Consider the following 22,190-nt stretch of genomic DNA (forward strand, 5'->3'; position numbering starts at 1 on the left):
CGGGCGGCGTTCCGCTTGAGCGCAGCGATACCCATCAGCCATGTCTTGTTGCCAAGCTCATTGTCGAGTGGGCTGTGGGGTTCTGTTTCGTCCCCCCGGACGAGTCCCTTTCTCAGTCGCCGAAAGGAACCAAAGGGCTTGCCCCTGCATCCGGCCCGACTGCGTCGGGTCCCCTCGCTACATCGCTGCTCCGGGGGCACGGCGCGAGGGGCCATCCATGGCCCCGCGCGCCTCTCGCGGCATCCATGCCGCTCGTCCCCCTCCACAACGATTCCGCTCGGCCTCCTGAAGGGGCGCTTTGCGCGGCGTCATCTTCGTTGCTTAGTTTCAGGCCACTTTGAGCATCAGGACCGCTTTGCGCCTGCCGGCGCGAGTCACCCCTCGCCCTCTGGGAGAGGGGCTGGGGGAGAGGGGGATTTCCGCAGGCAGAGTGTTGGGCTTCGCTGCGCTCTGCACCAACCTACGGGGCCGCTGCGCGGCCCTTCGCGAATGAATTCGCTCCTACGAGGCCAACGGTCTGCAGTGGGGTCACTGCGCCAGGTAGCCCCCATCCACCACCAGGTCGCTGCCGGTCATGTAGCTGGAGTCGTCGGAGGCGAGGAACAGCGCCGCCTTGGCGATCTCGTCCGGGGTCGCCAGGCGGCCCATGGGGATGCGCTGTTGCAGGTAGCCGGAGAACTGCGCGGCCACATCGCCGCCCATTTCTTCCAGGCCGCCGGAAATCATCGCGGTGGCGGCGTAGCCCGGGCAGAGGTTGTTGATGCGCACCGGGTAGCCCTTGCGCGCGCAATGCGCGGCCGCCGACCGGGTGAAGATGCGCACGCCGCCCTTGCTGGCGTTGTAGGACGGCACCATGGGTTCGCCGATGAAGCCTTCGATGGACGCCACGTTGATGATCGAACCGCCCTGCCCCTTCATGGCCGCGATGGCCTGCTGGGTGCCGATGAACACGGCGTCCAGGTTCACCGCGTTGGTCTTGCGCCATTGGGCCAGGGTGAGGGTTTCCACATCAGCGAGGATGGCGATGCCGGCGTTGTTCACCAGCACATCGAGGCGTCCCCAGCGCTCTTTCACGGTTTCCATCACCTGGGTCCAGCGCATTTCGTCGGTGACGTCGTGCTGCTGAAACAGCGCATTCAGCCCCGCGCCACGCAGACGTTCGGCTTCGACTTCGCCCTTGTCCGCGTCGAGGTCGGTCATGAGCACCGTGGCCCCCTCACGCAGGTAGGCTTGGGCAATGGCCAGGCCGATACCGCTGGCGGCGCCGGTGACCAGGCAGATCTTGTCTTGCAGGCGTTTCATCTTTTCACTCCGAATCAGATTTTCAGGCTGGCACCCATGGCCGCCACGAAGGGTTCGATGTAGCCGGGGAACAGCTCATCCAGTGGCGTGCCCTTGAACTCGGGCAGGTGCAGGCCATTCCAGTTGGCCCACAGCGGCATGCCCTCGGGGCATTGGGTCGCCGCAACGCCGATGGCCATCACGGTCTTGATCGGGCCCGGCGGTTGCGCGGCATAGGCGGCCAGCCACTGCTCGGCGCCCAGGTAGTGGCGCTCGACCGTCCGCCCGAGAATGCGTTCGCGTGCCTCCAGCAGCTCGTTCCAGGTGCAGTAGGTGGTAGCCGCCACCGGGCAGACCGCATTGCGCGATGCCGGATGGGCCAACACGTGGGGAATGATGCGTCCCACGTCATGGCCGCTGGACCAGGCCATCCTGGTGTTGCCGTCCCCCATCACCGCCACCGGTTCGAGCATGTAGTACTCGATCCAGAGACCGGCCGGGATGATGGTGTAATCCAGCCCGGCCAGCTCGATGACACGGCGGATGAAGGCCTTCTGGCGCGCCATCGCACGGTGTTCGGTATCGTTCGGCCAGAACTGCTCCCACTCGTAGATGAAGCCGTACTCGGACGGTACGAAACGCTCCACCCCGGCCTCGCGGGCCGCGTAGATCAGCGCGTACTGGCTCTCGGTGGCTGCATAGGGCGCGCAGGACACCAGATAGTCGGTGCCCCGGAGCGCCGGAATCAGCGAGGCGTGGGAGGCCACATCCGCCTCTATCAGCTTCACCCCCCGTTCACGCCAGCGTGCATAGAGCGCCTGCTTGTCCGAATCGCCACGGGCTCCCAGTGTCGAGCGGTCACGGTCCTGCCCCTGGCGCAGGAGCACCTGCACATTGAACAGTCCCTGATCCAGCATCTCGTCGACACAGGCACTGCCGGCGACACCCGTGGCGCCGTACACAGTTACGGTCTTTTTCATTGCAGAGTTCCTTGAGCGCTGGGTTGCCCGGCGTTGCGCAGCAACGCCAGGAACACCCATGCATAGAAAAGATCACCGCCGGACAGGGCCAGCAGCGGCCAGCCGATATGGCCATTGATGAAGTGCCAGCACACCACCGCCACCACACCCAGCTTGGCCCAGGCGCCCCACAGGGCGAACAGGCGGTACTGCTGGAAGTCCATCGCCGCCTTCCAGTAGCCGACGCCGAAGGCGATCACCAGCACGGCGAACAGGTCGACGAAGACCTTGTCGCTCGCCGTGACCGGCGCCAGCCCGAGCAGCCCTTCGACCAGGGGCATGGCGACGATCAGCGCGCCGCCAATGACCCAGTTGAACAGGGCCGCGGTGATGAAGATTTGCCGTCGATACGCCATCTCCCCTCCTCAGCAGGCCGAAGCGCCACCGTCGAGGACCAGCTCGGCGCCGGTCATCCAGCCCGAAGCCGGGCTGGCCAGGTAGAGCACCGCCGAGGCCACATCGCGCGGCTGGCCATAGCCCAACGGGTGCAAGGACTCGACAAAGGCGTCGGCGCTGGCTGCGTCCGGCGCAAGGCCTACGCGGACGAGGTTGTTCACCACGTTGGCGCCCATGTCGGTCTTGATGATCGCCGGGTGCACGGAGTTGATCCGTACGCCGTAGCCGAGCTTGGCCGACTCGACGGCGGTGGCCTTGGTCATCAGGCGCACGGCACCCTTGGCGGTGCAATAGGCCGTCAGGCTCGGCATGCCGATCAGGCCCGCCACGGAAGACAGGTTGATGATCGAGCCGCCGCGCCCGCTGGCACCGCCCGGACGCATCACGCGCAGTGCATGCTTGATGCCGAGGAACACGCCGTCGACGTTGATCGCCATGGTCCGCTGGAATTCCGCCAGCTCGCACTCGGCCACCAGGGCTGCGGTTTCGATGCCGGCGTTGTTGACCAGGATGTCGAGGCCACCGAAGCATTCGACGGTGGCCGCGATGGCGGCCACCCAGTCCTCCTCGCGGGTGACGTCGTGACGCTGGAAAGCGGCGCGGTCACCGTAGGTGCCGGCCAGGCGCTGCGCCGTCTCGGCGCCGAGGGTGTCGAGCACGTCGGTCAGCATCACACTGGCGCCGGCCTGCAGCAGCGCCTCGGCGATTTCCGCGCCGAGGCCGCGCGCCGCGCCGCTCACCAGGGCGACCTTGCCGTCCAGGCGAATCTGTTCGAGATAGTGAGTCATTCCGTTCTCCTCCTGGTTCAGGCCGGCAGTGCGCTGCAGAAGCCGCGTTCGTGGAAGCGCTGGATCAGTTCGCGGTGACCGAAGGCCTTCGCCGGCGACTGGAAGCCGACCGCCTTGAGCTGGCCGTTGAGCAGGCGCTCGGCGCCTTCGGCGCAGATGTCGCCGGTCCAGGTGTAGGCCGCGGAGAGGTTCATCACGTAGCTGGTGGTGATCTGGCGACCCTGGCCGTGCACCACGATCACGCCACGCTGGACGTCGAGGGAGTCCTTCGGCGGTTCACCGGAATCCATCTGGTCGCCCATGCGGTTGGTCCACTCCTCGCGCTCGTCCTGGCTCATGCCCGGTGCGGCGGCGTTGAAGGCTTTGATGGCGGCGATCACGCCGTCGATCATGTGCTCGCCGATGGCGGTCAGCACCTTGCAGTTGCGCACGCGAGGGTCGTCCTTGAACCAGATCGGCTCGCAGGCGCCGCCCCAGGGATGGGCGCGGAGGATGGCGTTGCGGTACGGCAGGGACACCAGGTGGGCCACATCGTTGGGCCAGGCCTTGAGCTGGTTCTGCTCCAGGTAGTACTGGGACACGTCGTTGCAGACCATGCGCAGGAAGGACTTGGTGGACGCCTCGGACGGCAGGCCGTTGTCGATCTGGTAGCAGATATCCAGGCTGTCGATACCGGGGGTTTCCAGCACCACCTCGGCGGCCATGGCGCCGGCGGCCCACATGAAGGAGTTGGCCGGGCACAGCAGCAGGCCCTTAGCGGCGAAGGCGGCGCCGTACTTCTCGCCAATGGCGGCGGTCCAGTCCTGCTCGCCGGTGGTATCCAGGTAGTGGCAACCAGCTTCCAGGCAGGCCTCGACAACGGGCCAGGCCAGTTGCATGAAGGGGCCGACGTTGTTGATCAGCACCTTGATCTCCAGGCGCTGGATCAGGTCCACCAGTTCGCGGAAATCGTGGCCGACGCTCACCAGCGCGGCATCGACCTTCTTGCCATGGCGTTCCTCGACCACACCCAGCGCGGTCTCCAGGCGCGACAGGGTACGGCCGGCCATGTAGAAGGGAATGTCACGCTGGGCGAGGGATTCGGCCACCAGCTTGCCGGTGTAGCCACTGGCGCCGTAGACGAGAACGTTGCGAGTTTGGGTCATGGGAGTCTCCTTGTTGTTGTTCGGTTGGCCGGTTCAACGCGCTTCGCGGTGAACGCTGGCGGGGTCTTGTTCCAGGGCCTCCAGCAGGAAGCGGTCCTGCGGTTTCTCGGAAGCGGTCTTGGGTATCTGTTGCAGCACCTGCAGGTAGCTGGGCACGAAGTTGGCTTCGAGCTTTTCGCGGCAGATGCGGAAAATGCGCTGGGCATCGAAGGCAGCGGGGTCTTTGGGCACCAGGGCGGCGACCACGTCCTTCTCGCCGGGTACGCCGCTGCTGGCGGGGATGCCGTAGACGTACACGTCGTCCACGTCCGGGCATTCGGCGATGGCCTTCTCGATGAACGCGCCGTTGATGAAGTCGCCGTTGCGGCGGATGCCGCTGCCCTTGCGGTACTGGAAGTACAGCCAGCCGTCCGCGTCGGCCACGACCACATCCCCCATGTGCAGCCAGCCCTCTGCGCACTTTCTGGCTGACGCGGCGGGGTTGCCGAAGTACTCCACCTTGAAGGGGCTGCCATCCACCGCCTGGAACAGCAGCTCGCCCGGTTCCCCCGGTGCGCAGTCGTTACCGGCTTCGTCGACGATGCGGTGGCGCAAGTTGGGGACGGGCTTGCCGATGCTGCCCTTGGGCCCCACGCCGACCGGATTGATGGTCAGGCCACCCTCAGCGGCACCGTAGAACTCCAGGATCTGCACACCGAAGCGCTGCTCGAACTCGCTCCAGATGGCCTTCGGCATGCCGGCCGACACCACGAAACGTACCGGGTTGTCGGCATCGTCCGGCTTGCCCGGTTCGGCGTAGACCGCCGTGGTCATGCCGCCCAGCAGGGTGAAGCTGGTGCAACCGAACTCACGGCAGATATCCCACAGGCGCGACTTGCTGAAACGCCGCGACAACACGCAACGCAGGCCAAGCGCCAGCGATGCGCCCAGCGTCACCAGTTGCGCGTTGGCGTGGGTCAGCGACAGGCCGGAGTACGGACGGTCGTCGCTGCGGTAGCCGAAGACGCGGTCGGTGATCAGCGCCGTTTCGCAATAACGCCGGTGGGTCATGACGATGCCCTTGGGATCGCCGGTGGTGCCGGAGGTGAAGATCAGCTGCATGGGTGCGTCGGCGGCAAGCGCCGCCAGGGGATGCTCCCGGCCGCTCCTGTCCAGTACCGCCTCGTACAGGCTCACGCCTTGGGCCTGTGCCAGGCCGACACCGGTTTCCCCGGTGGGCAAGGCGACCATCCAGCGGTTGAACTCCAGCTGCTCGCGCACCTCCAGCAGGTTCGCCAGCGCATAGTCGGCCGCGATCACGCCCTGGCAGCGGGCGTTGTTCAGGAAGAAGGCCAGCTTTTCGCCTTTGGCGCGCGGATCGATCGGCACGAAGATGGTGCCGGTGATGGCCGCCGCAAGCATCGCATCGACGAACTCGGCGTGGTTGGCCATCAGCAACGCAAAGGTGTCGCCCGGCTTCAGGCCCAGCTGGGTCAGGCCCCAGGCCAGGCGATGGCCGTTCTGCCACAGGCTCCGGTAGGTGCGCACCTGCAACGGGCTCTTGCCGCCATTCTCGACGGTCAGCACATCCAGGTCGGGATCGCTCAGCGCGCGATTGCCGATCAGGCCGGCAAAGTCGAGGTTGCCGTAGCCGGTCATCTCAGGTCCTCCCGCACCAGCAGGGTGACCACCGTGGCCGCCGCGTCCAGGCCGATGGCACCGCCGCCGTTGTGGGCCAGGCCAACACGGGCGCCTTGCACCTGGCGGGCACCGGCGCGGTCCTGGAGTTGTTCGGTCAGTTCGACGATCTGCGCGCAGCCGCTGGCCCCCACCGGGTGGCCCTTGCGCAGCAGTCCGCCGGAGGTGTTCACGGGAATGCGCCCGCCCAGGGCCGTCGCACCGGATTCCAGCAGCTCGGCACCCGCACCAGGCAGGCACAGGCCGAGGTATTCGTAGGCCATCAGTTCCGACGGTGCGGACGCATCGTGCAGTTCGACGCAGGACAGGTCCTGCGGGCCGATGCCGGCCGCCTCGTATGCCTGGCCAGCAGCCAGGGCACCCACGCTGTCGTCGGCATGTTCGAAGTCCCAGCCGGATACCAGCGCCGACGCGGCGACCCGCACCGGATTGCGCAAGCCGAGCTGGCGCGCCTTGCGCTCGCTCACCAGGATCACCGCCGCCGCGCCGTCGCCAATGGGCGAACACATGGGCAGGGTCAGCGGATCGATGATGGAACGTGCGGCGAGCACCTGTTCCACGGTCATTTCCTCGCGGAACTGCGCGCGGGAATTGAGGGCCCCGTGGCGGGAGTTCTTCGCTGCGACCATGGCGAAATGACGGGCCGTGGAGCCGTACCGCTTCATGTGCTTCCTGGCCATCATGGCGTAGATGTCCATGAACACCGAGCGGGTGGTGCCGGCGCCTTCGGCATCGAAGGGTTCACCCGCCGCTTCGGCAAGTTTCTTCACCACGTTCACCGCGCCGTCCGGGTCTTCCACGTCCACCGCACTGGAGAAGGCACCCAGGCTGCGGGCCTTGTCTTCGTGGAAGAGTTTTTCGTAACCGCAGACCAGCACGATGTCGTAGTAGCCGGCGCTGACCATGGCCGCTGCCTGCTGGAACGCCGTGGAGGAAGAGGCGCAGGCGTTCTCCACGTTCACTACCGGGATGCGGCCGATGCCCATGTTCCGCAGTACCACTTCGCCGCGAATCATTTCCTGGCCGGTGACCACGCCGGCGGCGGCATTGCCCATCCAGGCCGCCTGCAGCTGGCCCTTCTCCAGGCCGGCATCGTTCAGCGCCAGCTGGATCGCCTGGCCGGCGAGGCCTTTCAGGGTTTTATCCAGGTGCTTGCCGAAGGGCACCATGCCCACACCGGCTACATATGCATTCATTTTCATGGGCCGGCCTCAGATCCGCGAAATCAGGGTGCCGCCCTTGATGGCGAGCATTTCGTTGCAGCCGTCCTCGATCATCGAGGCGCGGGCATCGCGGAGCAGCTTCTCCACCGGGTATTCGCGGGTGACGCCGTTGCCGCCGAACATCTGGATGGCCTGGGAGGCCACGTCGAAGGCGGTCTGGGTGGCGGTGATCTTCGAGGCGATGGAGCCCTGCAGGGCCGGGGCCGGGGCCATTTCATTGAAATAGATGGCGCGACGGGCCAGGGCGCGGGCCGCTTCGATGCGCGCAAACATATGGAACAGGCGATGGCGCACGTTCTGGTGCTGGATGATCGGCACGCCACCCTGCTTGCGCTGGTGCGCGTACTCATAGGCGTGTTCGTAGGCGGCCCGGGCGGCGCCGGTCCACATCACCCCCATCAGGCCGTTGGCCTCGGTGAGAACGCCCTGCTCCGCCTGGACGTAGTTCTCGGGGCCGGCCACCAGGTGGTCCAGCGTCAGGCTGACGTTGTCGAAGTACAGCTCGCCCTGGGGCAGCGCGCGCTGGCCCATCTTGTCCAACGGCAGGCCACGGGTGACGCCCTCGGCGTCCAGCGGCACCAGCACCACGCAACGCTTGTCCTGGCCGCTGCCGTCATCGAAGCCGCAGAACAGGATGCAGAGCTGCGCGATGGGGCCGTTGGAGACCCAGGCGGATTTCTGCCCGTTGATGACGATGCGATCCCCCACGATGCTGGCATGGCAGTTCAGCCTGCCGTGGCCAACGCCCGGATGGCGGCTATGGCCGCTGCTATCGAGCATGTCGGAGCCATGGTCCGGCTCGGTGATGCCCCAGCAACCGATGGGCTTGTCGGCGTAACGTTCCAGCAGGTCGGCGCGATCCATCTGGTGCAGGACGATGCTGGGCACCATGGACGCACCGATCACCACGGCAAGGCCGCCATCGCCATAACCCAGCTCCTCGAACACCAGGCAGATCAGGCGGGCGCGGTCGGCGGGCGGCAACGCCAGCAGGTCGGCCAGGTTCAGGCCGAGCTTGGCGAACTCCTCGAACACCTGCCACAGCGGCGAGTCGGCGGCGATCACCTGGCCTGGTGTCATGTGGTCGAGTTGCTGGCCAACGGGACGCATGACCCTGGTGGCGAAACGACGGACGCTGGCCTGCATGGCCGCTTCCAGTTCGTTGAGATCGGCATCGAGCCCCGTGGGCTCTAGTTCGACGCGCTTGGCGAAGCCGGACATTCTTGTTCTCCCGGAGTATGAGTGACTACCGACCGCCGCATTGCTGCTGTCGCGGTGGGGACGTCTTCGATACTATTCGCCGGAAAAACAGGTATTGACCCCCTTAATGGGGGATGAGCCCATGATCAGCGCAGACATAACTACAACAAGCTTTTCGCCCTTGCTGGCAACCAAACTCATGCCACCCCGCCGGGGGCGCGGCACCCTCCCCCGCCCCCGCCTGGAACAGCTGATCGAACGCATCGCCGAATGCAGCCTCACCGTCCTCAAGGCGCCTCCCGGTTTTGGCAAGAGCACACTGGCCAGCACCTGGGCCGAGGCTGCACTGGCCCGAGGCGCGCGGGTCGCCTGGCTGACGCTGGACGAAGCCGACGCCTCCCCGGAACGCCTGCTGCTCTACGCCGCGGCGGCCATCCAGCGTGGTTTCGATGGTGGCGAGGAAGCCAGCCTGCTCAATGACCTTGCGCTGATCCCTGCACAGCACCTGGCCACCCTGTTGCTCAACGACCTGGATCGGCGCCAGGAGCATTGCTACCTGTTTCTCGACGACTATCACTGCGTCCCTGCCGAGACCCTGATCGCCGCCTTCGACAGCCTGATCCGCTTTGCGCCGGACAACCTGCACCTGGTGTTCTGCGGCCGCAGCGACCTGCCCTCCAGCCTGTTCGCCCACACTTACAGCGACGCGCTGTTGGAGGTGGACGCCGGTGAACTGCGCTTCGACCTCGACGAAACCCGCGACCTCATCCTGCGCGCCGGCCTGGAAGGTATCGAACCCGCCGAACTGCTGGACCTGCACCATGCCACCGAAGGCTGGATCGCCGCCCTGCGCGCCAGCTTGCTGAACCTGCGCCAACGGCCGGCGGGCAGCCCGCGCCTGGCGAAAAGCATCACCGGCCTGCTGGACGAACTGCTCAATCGGCTGCCCGGCGAGTTGGCCAGGCAGTTGCCCAGCCTCGCGGCCGTGGACAAGTTCAACGCGCCCCTGGCCGAACACCTCGCCGGTTGCACCGATGGCCAGGGCCTGATCGCCGAACTGGAACGCCTGCAGTTGTTCATCACCGGCCTGGACCAGAGCGCCGAATGGTTCAGCCTGCACCCGCTGTTCCGCGAACACCTGCGCCGCCGCCTGCAACCGGACGAGCTGGACCGTTTGCGGCGGATGGCTGCGGGCTGGTTCGCCCTGCAGCGCAACTGGATGGATGCCGTGCGCAGCGCCCTGGCGGCCGGCGACACCGACAGCGCCCGGGAATGGATCGCCCACTGCGCCATGGGCATGGTGGAACGCGGCGACTTCATGATCCTGCTGGACTGGCAGCGCCAGTTGCAGGACCGCCTGTTGCAGTGCCCGTTGGAACTCAAGCTGGCCCTGGCCTGGGCCGCCGCACTGGCCATGAGTGGCGAGAGCGCGCGACAGCTGATCACCGAAGCCAGGACCGAGCTGGCGCAGCTGGGCCGCGACGGCGAGCAGGACCCGCTCCACTGGGAGTGCCAGGCGATTGAATCCATGGTCCTGGCGATCGAAGACCACGGTGAAGCGGGTGGGCGCATGGCGACCAACTGCCTGCCTCACCTGATCGACCGTCCGTGGATCTACAACACCCTGCTCAACGTCATCTGCTACAGCCACCTGTGCGCCAGCCGCTGGGAAGCCTTCTACGCCATGCAGCCCAACCTCAAGGGTCCGCTGGAGCATGGTCGCTACCTGTTCAACCAGGTGTATCGGCTGTGCCTGATGGGGCTGGGCGAAATGCTCCAGGGGCGGTTCTCCCAGGCCACGGCCATCTTCGAGGAAGGCCTGCGCCTGGCCGGCGAGCAAGGCCTGGGGCATCCGGTACTGAAAGCGCTTCCGTCCGGGTTCCTCGCAGCCGTGCGTTACCAGCAGGGCAAGCTGGATGACGCGGCGAAGCTCAGTTTCGAGAATATCGAGATCGTGAAACTGGGAGGCTTCCTCGATTGCGTGGCCGGTCTCCTGGTCACCAGCAATCGCCTGAGCAGTCGCAACGCGGGGCCACACAGCGTTCGGCACTTCCTCGAAGAGGGCGAGCGCTTGGCGCAATCGCGCCGCTGGCCGCGCCTGCACGCCCACCTGCTGCTGGAGCGCATACGCGCCAGCCTGCTGGAACACAAGGCCGCCGAGGCGCTGGCCTGCGCCCAGCAACTGGACAACCTGCTGGAAGTCCAACTGCGCACCTCGCCCGAAGAAGCCGACCCATTCCGCCTGCTGGCTTGCCAGGGCGCGCTCTGGTGCGAGGCGGCCGGGTTACCTCGCCATGCCGACCTGGAGCAGGCCGAGCTGCTGCGCGGACAGGCCCAGCGGGACAACCGCCGGCTGGTGGAGATTCACCTGGCCACCGGGCTTGCGCTGGTCCAGTGGCGACGCAACCTGCACGGCGATGCGGTCGCCCGTCTGCTGGACGCCACCCAACTGGTGGAAAGCAGCGGCGCGCGGCAGCTGCTGACCGACCTGCCGGCTTACCAGACCCTGGCGGACATCGCCGCCCATGCCCTGCAAACCCCCGGCCTGAACCAGCAACAGCAGGCGCGGCTACAGCGTCTCCTGCCCGATGGCGACAGCCGCACCCAGCAACCGACTCTCGGCCAACCCGCCATCGCCCTGACCAGCAAGGAGCGTCACGTCCTTGAACTGGTTGCCCAGGGCAAGTCGAACAAGGAAATGGCCAAGTTGCTGGGCATCGCCCCGGAAACCATCAAGAGCCACATGAAGAACATCTTCAGCAAACTTCAGGTCGACAGCCGTGCCCAGGCGGCCGTCGCAGCCAAGGCCGCGGGATTGATCTGACCGACACCAGCCTTGCAAGGGCCTCACCAGGCTGGCTGATGACCTCGGGGGTGGCGCCCCGAGGGGCCGTCCCAGTGCGAGATATCGCGCTCCAGCATGCACTCAGCCCACCGCCTCGGCCTGCCATGGACGTCTTTCGACAAACCAGAAAACTGTGAATACACTCACTTTTGCTGGCTTTCCGCTCTCGATTGCCCCATCGAAAGCTGACTTGGCGTTTCGCGTTCAGGAGCGATGGGGATACCGGAAATTCGAGCAATGGCGGCCTTTCAGTCGTGGCCGCCCGATGAAATACAGACCGGCTTTTCCGTACCACCCAGTATGGATTCTGAATAAAGGCACGGTGCCATGCCGAATTTCATCATCGCGTATTGCGGCCCCGCCGCGACTCCCGACGACTTCTGGACACGCTGGAACTTCGATCCGCTTTTGCTAGCGGTACTGGCTGCACTGGCCCTGTTGGTTGCCCGTGGTGATTCTTCCAATCCCCGCGCCGGCTGGGCCGCGATCGCGCTGATGTTGGTGGTTTTCGTCTCGCCGCTCTGCGCACTGTCATCGGCCCTGTTCTCGGCCCGGGTCCTGCACCATGTCCTGCTGATCAGCGCGGTGGCGCCCCTGTTGGCGCAAGCGTTCCCGTGGCGACGCGTCGATCCGTTCCCGCTTCCGCTGCTGGTCGCGGCCCACGCGCTCATCCTCTGGACCTGGCATACGCCCGGCGCCTATACCTGGGGCCTGGCCAGCGTGCCGGCCTACTGGCTGATGCAAGTCACGCTGCTGGGCAGCGCCTGGCTCATGTGGTGCAGCATCCTTGCGCCGTTGAGGCAGGTGGGACCGGCGCTGATCGCGCTCGCCGTCACCATCGGGCAGATGGGCCTGCTCGGCGCGATCATCGTGTTCGCCCGCAGCCCGCTCTATGAAGTGCATATCGACAGCACCGTCGCCTGGGGGCTCGACCCCTTCACCGACCAGCAACTGGCCGGGCTGCTGATGTGGGTGCCCGCGATGCTGCCCTACCTCGCCGTGGGCCTCTGGACCGCATGGTCCAGCCTGCGGGCCCGCGAGCCCTTCCTGTGACGATCTTCCTGAAGTTCCTGCATCTGGCCGCGATCGCGATCTGGTCGGCCGGCCTGCTCGCCCTGCCCTTTCTGTTCTGGCAAAGACGCGCATTGGAAGCCGGGCGGGATCTGGACCGACTGCACCGCATCACCCGGCTGGTCTATGTGGAGCTCGTGTCGCCCTCGGCCGTCATCGCCATCGGCAGCGGAACGGCGCTGATCTTCCTGCAGGCCACGTTCGAGGAGTGGTTTTCGCTGAAGATGCTGCTGGTCGCGCTCATGGCCATGTTGCATGTCGTCGCCGGCCTGATCCTGGCCCGCCTGTTTTCCCCCAAGGGCCGCTTCGGCGGACTCTCCTACGCCGCCTTGTCGACTGCCTATGTGGTGCTCATCGCCGCGACCCTGTGGGTGGTGCTGGCCAAGCCTCAGATCGACTCGAACGAATTCGCCCCACACCTGTTCGAACCCGGCGGCCTCGCGCGCTGGCTGGATCAGTCCCGGGATGAAACAAGAATGCCGACGCCATGATCGAACACGAGCTTGCCGCCATGCCAACCGGCGAATCCGACCATCACCGACCCGAGCACGGAGAGCGCAAGGCCGTGGGACAGGATCGAGGCAGGATCGAGCACACGCAGCCCCCAGTTGGCGCCCGCGATAGCGACCAGCGTCATCGCCGCCACGGCATGGGACCAACTGGCCTCGTGCATGCGGATGCCGCGCACCAGCAACAACTCGGCGATGCCCACGACGCTCGCGGCCACGCCGGTCCAGAAGGCCGTTCCGGCCGACCAGAGCCCTACCCTCGCCCAGAAGGGGTCACCGTCCCACCAGTAGACGAGATCGATGCCCAAGGTCGCGAACACAAAGGCAATGGGAAAATGCACCATCATCACGTGGATGGGATGCCCGACCAGGGCGACCGCGGAGCCGACATCGAGCTGGCGAAGTTCCAGCGCGACTTCGCACTGCGGGGCCTTACCGGTACCTTGCTTTGCCATGACAGTCTTCCTTTGGGTCGGGATCATCACCCCATAGAAAAGCAGCGTAGCCCCTTGCTCGCATTGGCCCAAGCCGGATCGCTCATCGCGCTGACCGGTTGCAGCGGATCGCTGTCGACGCTCTCCCCGTCCGGGCCCGCCGCCGGTTCGATCGCCACGATGTGGTGGGTGATGCTGGCGGGCGCCGGGCTGCTGTTCGCACTGGTGATGGCGCTGTTCCTGCTGGTGGTTTTCCGCCCTGGCTGGGGTTCGCGCGTATCGCCGGCGCGCTGGGTCGTGCTGGGGGGGCTGGCATTGCCGGCCATCGTCCTGCTGCCGATGATCGCCTACGCCTTGATCGCCGGAGAGCGGCTGCTGCCGTTGCCGGGCACGACTCCGCCCCGGATCGAAGCGGTGGCCAAGCAATGGAGCTGGACCTTCCGCTACCCGGACCAGGGCGCCCTGGAAACCCGCGACGTGCTGCACCTGCCCGCCGGCACGCCGGTCGATATCGACGTGAGCAGCGAAGACGTCATCCACGCATTCTGGGTACCGCGTCTGGCCGGCAAGATCGATGCGGTGCCCGGGCATGTGAACCGCCTGCGCATCCAGGCCGACCACCCGGGCCGGTACGACGGGTTGTGCAACGAGTTCTGCGGCACCAACCACACGCACATGCGTTTCTCCGTTGTCGTCCATAGTCCGGAAGACTTCCCGGCCGCGCTCGCGCGGGCGGCCGCAACCACCAAGGCGGAACAATGAGCACACCCCTCGACCCGCCCGCGCAGGACAACCCGGCGCGGCGACTGCACCGGCAACTCGCCGAGATCTGGGCCACCGGCCCGGGCCTGCAGCGCCTGGCCGCCGTCAACCACTCGGTGATCGGCCGGCGCATGATGATCACCTCGTTCGTGTTCTTCGCCATCGCCGGCGTGCTGGGCATGTTGACCCGCGTGCAGCTGGCCACGCCCAACTCCACGTTCATGACCCCGGAGATGTACAACCAGGTCTTCACCATGCACGGGTCGATGATGCTGTTCCTGTTCGCCATCCCGATGGTGGAGAGCGTGGCGGTCTACCTGACACCCAAGATCCTCGGAACCCGCGATTTCGCCTTCCCGCGCCTGACCGCCTACGGCTACTGGTGCTACCTGTTCGGCGGCAGCATCGTCACCTTCTCGCTGCTCCTCGGGGTGGCGCCGGACAGCGGCTGGTTCATGTACACGCCGCTGAGCTCGAGCGTTTACACACCGGGGATCAACGCCGACGTCTGGTTGCTGGGAATCACCTTCGTGGAGATCTCGGCGCTGTCGCTGGCCATGGAGATCGTCGTCTCGATCCTGAAGATGCGCGCGCCCGGCATGTCGCTGGACCGCATGCCGATCTTCGGCTGGTACATCCTGGTGACCGCGATGATGATGATCGTGGCCTTCCCGCCCCTGATCCTCGGCTCGATACTGCTGGAAGTGGAGCGCGCCTTCGGCCTGCCCTTCTTCGACCCCACCCGCGGCGGCGACGCGCTGCTGTGGCAACACCTGTTCTGGCTGTTCGGCCATCCGGACGTCTACATCATCTTCCTGCCGATGGCGGCCGTGCTGTCGACGATCATCCCGGTGTTCGCCAACCGGGCGCTGGTCGGCTACCGCGCCATAGTCGTCGCGATCATCGCGCTGGCCTTCCTGAGCTTCGGCATCTGGGTCCACCACATGTTCACCGTGGGCATCCCGCACCTGGCGCTGGCATTCTTCTCCGCCGGATCGGCAATCGTGGCCGTGCCGACGGCGATTCAGTTCTTCGCCTGGCTGGCAACGCTGTCCCACGGCAAGCCGCGCTGGGACGTGCCGATGCTCTATGTGTTCGGTTTCTTCTTCGTGTTCACCATGGGCGGCCTGACCGGCGTCATGCTCGCCATGGTGCCGTTCGACTGGCAGGCCCACGACACCTACTTCGTCGTGGCCCACATGCATTACGTGGTGGCCGGCGCACTCGCCTTCCCGATGCTCGCCGGACTCTACTACTGGCTGCCGCTGCTCACCGGGCGCGCCGCCGTGCACCGACTGGCCGTGCCCGCGTTCTGGTTGATCTTCATCGGTTTCAACATGACCTTCTTCATGATGCACCTGACCGGGCTGATGGGCATGCCACGGCGCATCTACACCTACGGGGGTCACGAAGGCTGGAACTGGCTCAACCTGCTGTCCTCGGTAGGCGGGTTCGTCATGACCATCGGCTTCGCGCTGCTGGTGATCGACCTGATCGTACAGCTGCGCTTCGGACGCCGCGTGCGCCGCAACCCCTGGGGCGCGACGACGCTGGAATGGGCCATGCCGCTACCGCCGCCGGCCTATGCCTTCGCTTCGATCCCCCATATGGGCAAGGAAGACGCTCCCGTCGACGGGCTCGCCGACTCGCTCGCCCGTGGCGAAGGCTACCTGGGCTCGACGCGCAACGGATGGCAGGAGGCGCTGGGGGTGCATATCGTCTCCGGCGCGCCCGAACAACTGATCGTGCTGCCACAGCCAACCTACCTGCCGCTGTTCACCGCGCTGGCCACGGCGACGGCGGTCCTGGGGTTCCTGTTCAAGACCTACCTGCTGTCGATGGTCGCAGCGCTGGTGGTGGCCGGCCTGTTCGTGATCGCCGCGCAACGCGCCGGTCACTCCCGTGACTATGGCCCGCTGCCGGTCGGCCGAGGCGTCAGCGTGCCGCCGCATACCGAAGTGGAGAGCGCACCACCCTACCTGGCACTCATCTGCACCCTGATCGCAGATGGCACGCTGTTCACCTCCCTGTTGTTCGGCACCTTCTATCTCTGGATCGCCGCGCCCAACTGGGAAGCGGCGACGACACCGGGGCCGGACCTCGCGCTGACCCTGGGCGTGATCGGCGCCCTTGTCATGGCCACGCTGGCTGCGCGCGGATCGCTGCGCGCGACGGTAGCCGGTGGCAAGCCCTGGGGCTGGATCGGCCTGGCCATGGTCGCGCTCGTGGTCGCCATCAGCGCCGCCGTGGCGTTGATCGCCGGTATCCTGCCGGATCCCCGTGAACATGCACTCGGTTCCACCGCCGCCGCATTGCTCGGTTATGTGGTGTTCCATGCCGGCGTCGGGCTGCTCTTCCTGCTCAGTAACGCGCTGCGCATCGGTGCCGGTTTCGTCTCGCCGCAGCGGGTGGTGGACTTGCGCCTGAGCCGTTTGTGGTTGGACTACACCGCGTTCACCGGCGCCATCGCCCTGGGCCTGGTGCTGGCCCTGCCGAAGCTGGTCGCCATCATGGGGAGCCAGGCATGAACGGGCGGCCTATCCCACCACGGCTCCTCTGGTGGCTCGGGGCGGGCTTCGCGCTGTGGTGCACCGCGCTCGTCGCGCTCTATGCCCTACACGCCATCGGTTGCACCTTCGGCTGGCAGACCGGTGCGCTACGTCTTTACCTGGTGCTGATTTTCCTGGCGCACCTGGCCGCGATCGGCTGGTTGTGGCGGCATTTCGCGAAGACCGGCCCCAAGGCCGAGCATGACCGCAGCGGTGCGTTCCTGCACACCGTGGTGATCTGGACCTTGATCGCAGCGCTGGCGTCCACGGTCATCGCCCTGGGCCCGTCGCTCCTGCTCAGGGCCTGCCTCTGAGCTGCACATCGGCGTGATGGGCTGAAGATCAGCCCGCCCGGTACCAGGCCACGCCCTGCTCGTCCTCGCTGACCAGCACACGCCCCTGGTGCAACAGGTGGTTCAGGTTGGCGAGGCATTCTCCCGTCGCCAACGGCAGCAACTCGCCGTCGATGGGCCGGCGGAAGAGCACACCGAAGAGATCGACCACCCGCTTGGGCCCTTCCGCCAATGCCACCAGCAGACGCTCCAGGGCTCTACGGTGGCCTTCATCCAGGCGTTCGAGCCGGGCATGCAGCGCGCGGAACGGCTCGTTGTGCGACGGCAGTACCAGCACGTCGTCGGGCACCTCCCGACGCAGACCCGCCAACGAATCGAGCCAGTGCCGCATCGGGTCGGCCATGGGCTCGGTGGGGAACACCGACACGTTCGGGGAAATGCGCGGCAACACCTGGTCGCCGGAGATCAGCAAGCGCAACGCGGGGCAGTGGAAGCTCGCGTGTTCCGGGGAATGCCCTGCCCCCACCACCACCCGCCACTCGTGCTCGCCAATGCGCAGGCGCTGGCCGTGCTCCAATCGCCGAAAACTCTGCGGCAAGGGCGCGATATGGCGCCCAAAGCCGCCGAAGCGGGCGCGGTACTGGCTGATGGCCTGGGCGTCCCAACCCGCACGGGTATAGAAGCGGATGGCCTCGGCGGGGGCTTCGCGGCCACTGTCGGCCGCCAGCACGCGGCAGTTCATGTATTCGCCGAAGGTCATCCACAGCTCGCAGCCGTGCTCCCGGGTCAACCAGCCGGCCAGGCCCACGTGATCCGGGTGCATGTGGGTGACGAACACCCGAGTCACCGGCCTTCCGCCCAGCGCGCCTCCCGGCCCCAGCAACCGGCGCCAGGCCGCCAGGGTCGCCTCGCTATGAATACCGGTATCGAACAGCGCCCAGCCTGCACCGTCATCGACCGCCCAGAGGTTGATATGGTCGAGGCTGAGCGGCAACGGCATGCGCAGCCAATAGACGCCGGTAGCGACTTCGAGCACCTCACCTGTCTCGGGAACCGAGTCGAAGGGGTACTCCAGCGCCTGGCGTTCGGCATCAGCCCTTGTTTCCATGGTCATTGCACTCCTGTGTTGGCCGGCGTCGCGATGAGGAGCCCGCAGGCGAAGTCATCGGCCATGTCGAAAAGTTGGTTCAGCGGATGGTACTCGGTTCCATGGCCTTCCATCTGTTGAACACGCCGGCGACCCGTCGTGACCGCGGCCTGACACAACGCCACCTCCCCCCCTCCTGGGTGGGCCATTGCCCACCGCTTTCTGTTGAACTCTACGCGATCGATTTCGAAAGCGTCCGGAGATCCACATGAGCCTCAACAGAATCGGCGTGATAGGTGCCGGCACCATGGGCAGTGGTATTGCCCAGGTCTGCGCCTCGGCCGGCTTGCGCGTCACCCTGATCGATGTCAGCGAATCGGCCCTGGCCCGTGGCATGCAGGCCATGGACGAGGGCCTGCAGCGCCTGGTCCGCAAAGGGCGGATCAGCGAGGCCAGGCACCAAGAGGCACTGGCCCGGGTCCACACCACCACCGACTACGGCTGCCTGGCCGAGACCGACCTGGTGATCGAAGCCGCCACCGAAAACCTCGAACTCAAGCTGCGCATCCTGCGCCAGATCGAAGAAGTGGTGTCGGCCGAAACGCTGATCGCCACCAACACCTCGTCCCTCTCCATCACCCAGCTGGCCGCCGTGCTACGGCGCCCCGAGCGGTTCATCGGCCTGCACTTCTTCAATCCCGTGCCGGCCATGCAACTGCTGGAGCTGATTCGCGGCCTGCAGACGTCCAGCCAGACCCACGCAAGGGTGGAGACCTTCGCGAACGTGATCGGCAAGACCCCCATCACGGTCGAGAACGCCCCCGGATTCGTGGTCAACCGCATCCTCATCCCGATGATCAACGAAGCCGTCTTCGTGCTCCAGGAAGGCCTGGCAAGTGCCCAGGACATCGACACCGGCATGCAACTGGGCTGCAACCACCCCATAGGGCCGCTGGCCCTGGCCGACCTGATCGGCCTCGACACCCTGCTGGCCATCATGCAAGTGCTGCACGAAGGCTTCGGCGATCCCAAGTACCGTCCGGCCCGGCTGCTCAAGGACCTGGTTGCCGCCGGCCACCTCGGCCGCAAGAGCGGCCGTGGTTTCCACAGCTACTGACCCGCCCATCGAGGTTTCGCAAATGAGTGAATACAGCGCGCCGCTGCGCGACATGCAGTTTGTCCTGAACGAGCTGGGATACCTGGACCAGGTGCAAGCACTGCCCGGCTGCGAAGACCTGGGCGCCGACCTGATCGATGCCATCCTGGGCGAGGCCGGCAAGTTCGCCGAAGGCGTGCTCTCGCCGCTGAACCAGGTCGGCGACCGTGAGGGCGCCCGCTGGCATGACGGCGAGGTGAGCACGGCCAAAGGCTGGCAAGCGGCCTATGGACAGTTCGTCGAGGGCGGCTGGAACGCCCTCTCCTGCCACCCGGAGTTCGGTGGCCAGGGCCTGCCTCGACTGGTCTCGGCGCTGGTGGAAGAAATGTGGAACGGCGCCAACGTCTCCTTCGGCCTGTGCCCCATGCTCACCCGAGGCGCCATCGAGGCCATCGAACTCTGCGGCTCGCCCTACCTGAAGGAAACCTACCTGCCGAAGATGATCAGCGGCGAGTGGACCGGCACCATGAACCTCACCGAACCCCAGGCCGGTTCGGACCTGGCCGCTGTGCGCAGCCGTGTCGAGCCCCAGGGCGACGGCACCTACCGCCTGTTCGGCCAGAAGATCTTCATCACCTACGGCGAACACGACCTCACCGACAACATCGTGCACCTGGTGCTGGCCCGCCTGCCGGGCGCGCCGGAAGGCGTCAAGGGTATCTCGCTGTTCGTGGTGCCGAAGTTCCTGGTGAACGCCGATGGCAGCCTCGGCGCGCGCAACGATGTGCGCTGCGCGTCCCTCGAACACAAGCTGGGCATCCACGGCAGCCCCACCGCCGTCCTGGCCTTCGGTGACAACGACGGCGCCCAGGGCTGGCTGGTGGGTGAAGAGAACCGCGGCCTGGAATACATGTTCATCATGATGAACGCGGCACGCTTCTCCGTCGGCATCGAAGGAATCGGCCTGTCCGAGCGTGCCTACCAGCGCGCCCTCGCCTACGCCCGTGAGCGAATCCAGGGCACCGAGGCCGGCGCCCAGAGCCGCGACAAGGTGGCGATCATCCAGCACCCCGATGTGCGCCGCATGCTGCTGTCGATGAAGTCCCGCACCGAGGCCATGCGCGCCCTGGCCTGCGAGGTCGCCGTGGCCATGGATTGCGCCGAGCGTCATCCGGATCTGCAACAGCGCCAGGAAAGCCAGGCGTTCGTCGACCTGATGATCCCGGTGATCAAGGGTTGCGGCACCGAGAACGCGGTGGACATCGCCTCCCTCGGTGTACAGGTTCACGGCGGCATGGGCTTCATCGAGGAAACCGGCGCTGCCCAGCACCTGCGCGATGCGCGCATCACCCCCATCTACGAAGGCACCACCGGTATCCAGGCCGCCGACCTGGTGGGCCGCAAGATCGCCCGCGACGGCGGCCAGGCCATCGGGCTGGTGAGCAAGCGCATGCGCTACACCATGGAGCGCCTGGTCTGGGCGGATGACCCCGTACTGCAGGACATCGCCAGTGCCCTGGCCAGCGCCGTGGTGGCGCTCAACGCAGCGGTGGAGTTCATCGTGGCCAACTTCAAGGGCCAGACGCCCCGTGTCCTGGCCGGTGCCGTGCCCTTCCTGGAACTGTTCGGCACCGTTGCCGGTGGCTGGCAGCTGGCCCGCTCGGCCCTCGCCGCCCACGAGCGCCTGCAGGCAGGCACCACCGAACAGGACTTCTATCGCGGCAAGCTGCTGACCGCTCGCTTTTACGCCGAGCACCTGCTGCCCCGTGCCGAAGGCCTGTCGCGGATCGTGATCCAGGGTGGCGATGCGGTGCTGGAGATGGAGGACCGCCTGTTCTGAACTTCCGCCGCCCGCTTCTGGCGGGCGGCGGTCGGGGGCCGGTGGAAGTCGACCACCGGAACGGAGCTTTGGCCGCCCTTGTGGCGGCTTTTTTTGGGCTTTGCGGATAGTCTGGTGTGAGGTTGTGTTGCCCAGTTCATTGCCGAGTGGGCGGCGGGTTTCTGTTTCGCCTTCCCGGGCGACTTCCTTTTGCAGTCGCCTAAAAGGAAGCAAAACGCTTGCCCCGACATCCGGAACTCGGCGTCCCCGTTTGCCTTCGCCAAACTCCCCTCGCTACATCGTCGTTCCGGAGGCCCGCCGCGCAGGGCCATCCATGGCCCTGCGCGGCTCTCGCGGCATCCATGCCGCTCATCCTCCTGCACAACGATTCCACTCGGCCTTCTGAAGGGGCGCTTTGCGCGGCCTCAACTTCTCTGCTCTATGTCAGACCGGTTCGGGCATCAGCCCGTAGGATGGGTCGGGCGGCGTTCCGTTGAGCGAAGCGATACCCATGCGGTAGGGAAATCTGGGTTTCAATACGTAGGGTGGATGTCGCTCTTCACATCCACCATCGGCGCTCGGCCTAACCTCGCTTGGTGGACCGATGAAGCGTGGTCCACCCTACATGGCTTGCCCGCATGGGTATCGCTCCGCTCAACCCATCCTACAAAGCTTGGCTTTGTGCAGCCTGACGCATCCCTCTCCCCCGCCCCTCTCCCAGAGGGAGAGGGGTGACGCGCGCCGGAGATGGCCAAACAGTCCTGATGCCTAATCGGCCCTGACATGAAGCAATGAAGATGACGCCGCGCAAAGCGCCCCTTCAGGAGGCCGAGCGGAATCGTTGCATAGGGGGACGAGCGGCATGGATGCCGCGAGAGGCGTGCGGGGCCAGGGATGGCCCCTCTCGCCGTGCCCCCGGCGCGACGATGGAGGGAGGGCAGTTTGGCGAAGGCAAACGGGGACGCCGAGTTCCGGATGCAGGGGCGAGCGTTCTTG

Annotated in this window: 18 protein-coding genes; 8 read left to right on the top strand and 10 right to left on the bottom strand. The window is 66.2% G+C overall.

Going from position 1 to position 22,190, the window contains the following annotated elements; translation table 11 throughout:
* Positions 1–528: 528 nt before the first annotated feature.
* Genes PCA10_RS14565 through PCA10_RS14600 form a run of 8 tightly spaced genes read right to left on the bottom strand, consistent with a single transcriptional unit; the run spans position 529 to position 8,750 of the window.
* Positions 529–1,302, bottom strand: a complete 774-nt coding sequence (locus PCA10_RS14565) for a glucose 1-dehydrogenase (RefSeq protein WP_016492819.1) — start codon at positions 1,300–1,302, stop codon at positions 529–531.
* A 14-nt stretch (positions 1,303–1,316) separates the two neighbouring features.
* Complete coding sequence (locus PCA10_RS14570; RefSeq protein WP_016492820.1) at positions 1,317–2,261, bottom strand: NmrA family NAD(P)-binding protein; 945 nt, start codon at positions 2,259–2,261, stop codon at positions 1,317–1,319.
* Positions 2,258–2,656: a hypothetical protein gene (locus PCA10_RS14575; protein ID WP_016492821.1), complete on the bottom strand. Its 399-nt coding sequence runs from the start codon at positions 2,654–2,656 to the stop codon at positions 2,258–2,260. The genes PCA10_RS14570 and PCA10_RS14575 overlap by 4 nt, the downstream gene beginning before the upstream one ends.
* Positions 2,657–2,665: 9 nt before the next feature.
* Positions 2,666–3,484, bottom strand: coding sequence for a glucose 1-dehydrogenase (locus PCA10_RS14580; protein WP_016492822.1), 819 nt, complete (start codon positions 3,482–3,484; stop codon positions 2,666–2,668).
* A 17-nt stretch (positions 3,485–3,501) separates the two neighbouring features.
* Positions 3,502–4,629 carry a saccharopine dehydrogenase family protein gene (locus tag PCA10_RS14585; protein WP_016492823.1) on the bottom strand — a complete coding sequence of 376 codons (1,128 nt, stop codon included), beginning with the start codon at positions 4,627–4,629 and terminating at the stop codon, positions 3,502–3,504.
* A gap of 33 nt (positions 4,630–4,662) precedes the next feature.
* Positions 4,663–6,267, bottom strand: a complete 1,605-nt coding sequence (locus tag PCA10_RS14590; protein WP_016492824.1) for an AMP-binding protein — start codon at positions 6,265–6,267, stop codon at positions 4,663–4,665.
* Positions 6,264–7,508, bottom strand: a complete 1,245-nt coding sequence (locus tag PCA10_RS14595) for a thiolase family protein (RefSeq protein ID WP_016492825.1) — start codon at positions 7,506–7,508, stop codon at positions 6,264–6,266. Before PCA10_RS14595 ends, PCA10_RS14590 begins: the two co-directional genes overlap by 4 nt.
* Before the next feature lie 9 nt (positions 7,509–7,517).
* The gene (locus PCA10_RS14600) at positions 7,518–8,750 is read right to left on the bottom strand and encodes an acyl-CoA dehydrogenase family protein (RefSeq protein ID WP_016492826.1); all 1,233 of its coding nucleotides are present in this window, start codon (positions 8,748–8,750) and stop codon (positions 7,518–7,520) included.
* Positions 8,751–8,928: 178 nt separating this feature from the next.
* On the opposite strand from PCA10_RS14600, the gene PCA10_RS14605 reads away from it, so the two are divergent.
* The 3 genes from PCA10_RS14605 to PCA10_RS14615 all read left to right on the top strand — a co-directional run bounded on the left by PCA10_RS14605 (position 8,929) and on the right by PCA10_RS14615 (position 13,136).
* On the top strand, positions 8,929–11,553 hold the full coding sequence (locus tag PCA10_RS14605; RefSeq protein WP_016492827.1) for a LuxR C-terminal-related transcriptional regulator: 2,625 nt from the start codon (positions 8,929–8,931) through the stop codon (positions 11,551–11,553).
* 348 nt (positions 11,554–11,901) lie between these two features.
* On the top strand, positions 11,902–12,627 hold the full coding sequence (locus PCA10_RS14610) for a cytochrome c oxidase assembly protein (RefSeq protein WP_016492828.1): 726 nt from the start codon (positions 11,902–11,904) through the stop codon (positions 12,625–12,627).
* A complete protein-coding gene (locus PCA10_RS14615) occupies positions 12,624–13,136 on the top strand; it encodes a CopD family protein (RefSeq protein WP_016492829.1) in 513 nt (170 codons plus the stop codon). The genes PCA10_RS14610 and PCA10_RS14615 overlap by 4 nt, the downstream gene beginning before the upstream one ends.
* On the opposite strand, the gene PCA10_RS14620 is transcribed toward PCA10_RS14615, so the two are convergent.
* A complete protein-coding gene (locus PCA10_RS14620; RefSeq protein WP_016492830.1) occupies positions 13,100–13,609 on the bottom strand; it encodes a DUF2231 domain-containing protein in 510 nt (169 codons plus the stop codon). The genes PCA10_RS14615 and PCA10_RS14620 overlap by 37 nt on opposite strands.
* A gap of 54 nt (positions 13,610–13,663) precedes the next feature.
* Here PCA10_RS14620 and coxB point away from each other — a divergent pair, with 54 nt between their 5' ends.
* From coxB to PCA10_RS14635, 3 genes are read left to right on the top strand one after another with little or no spacing between them, the layout of a single operon-like run.
* Positions 13,664–14,350: a cytochrome c oxidase subunit II gene (gene coxB, locus PCA10_RS14625; protein WP_041770278.1), complete on the top strand. Its 687-nt coding sequence runs from the start codon at positions 13,664–13,666 to the stop codon at positions 14,348–14,350.
* A complete protein-coding gene (gene ctaD / locus PCA10_RS14630) occupies positions 14,347–16,878 on the top strand; it encodes a cytochrome c oxidase subunit I (protein ID WP_016492832.1) in 2,532 nt (843 codons plus the stop codon). The genes coxB and ctaD overlap by 4 nt, the downstream gene beginning before the upstream one ends.
* Positions 16,875–17,213, top strand: a complete 339-nt coding sequence (locus PCA10_RS14635; RefSeq protein WP_016492833.1) for a hypothetical protein — start codon at positions 16,875–16,877, stop codon at positions 17,211–17,213. The genes ctaD and PCA10_RS14635 overlap by 4 nt, the downstream gene beginning before the upstream one ends.
* Before the next feature lie 28 nt (positions 17,214–17,241).
* Here the strand turns inward: PCA10_RS14635 and PCA10_RS14640 are convergent, their stop codons facing one another.
* On the bottom strand, positions 17,242–18,300 hold the full coding sequence (locus PCA10_RS14640; RefSeq protein WP_231866583.1) for an MBL fold metallo-hydrolase: 1,059 nt from the start codon (positions 18,298–18,300) through the stop codon (positions 17,242–17,244).
* A 247-nt stretch (positions 18,301–18,547) separates the two neighbouring features.
* On the opposite strand from PCA10_RS14640, the gene PCA10_RS14645 reads away from it, so the two are divergent.
* Together PCA10_RS14645 and PCA10_RS14650 are read left to right on the top strand one after the other, a co-directional pair.
* Positions 18,548–19,396: a 3-hydroxybutyryl-CoA dehydrogenase gene (locus PCA10_RS14645; RefSeq protein ID WP_016492836.1), complete on the top strand. Its 849-nt coding sequence runs from the start codon at positions 18,548–18,550 to the stop codon at positions 19,394–19,396.
* Positions 19,397–19,418: 22 nt separating this feature from the next.
* Positions 19,419–21,215, top strand: a complete 1,797-nt coding sequence (locus PCA10_RS14650; protein WP_016492837.1) for an acyl-CoA dehydrogenase C-terminal domain-containing protein — start codon at positions 19,419–19,421, stop codon at positions 21,213–21,215.
* Positions 21,216–22,190: the final 975 nt, after the last annotated feature.

It is taken from the genome of Pseudomonas resinovorans NBRC 106553, from assembly GCF_000412695.1.
GTDB classification, from domain to species: Bacteria; Pseudomonadota; Gammaproteobacteria; order Pseudomonadales; family Pseudomonadaceae; genus Metapseudomonas; species Metapseudomonas resinovorans_A.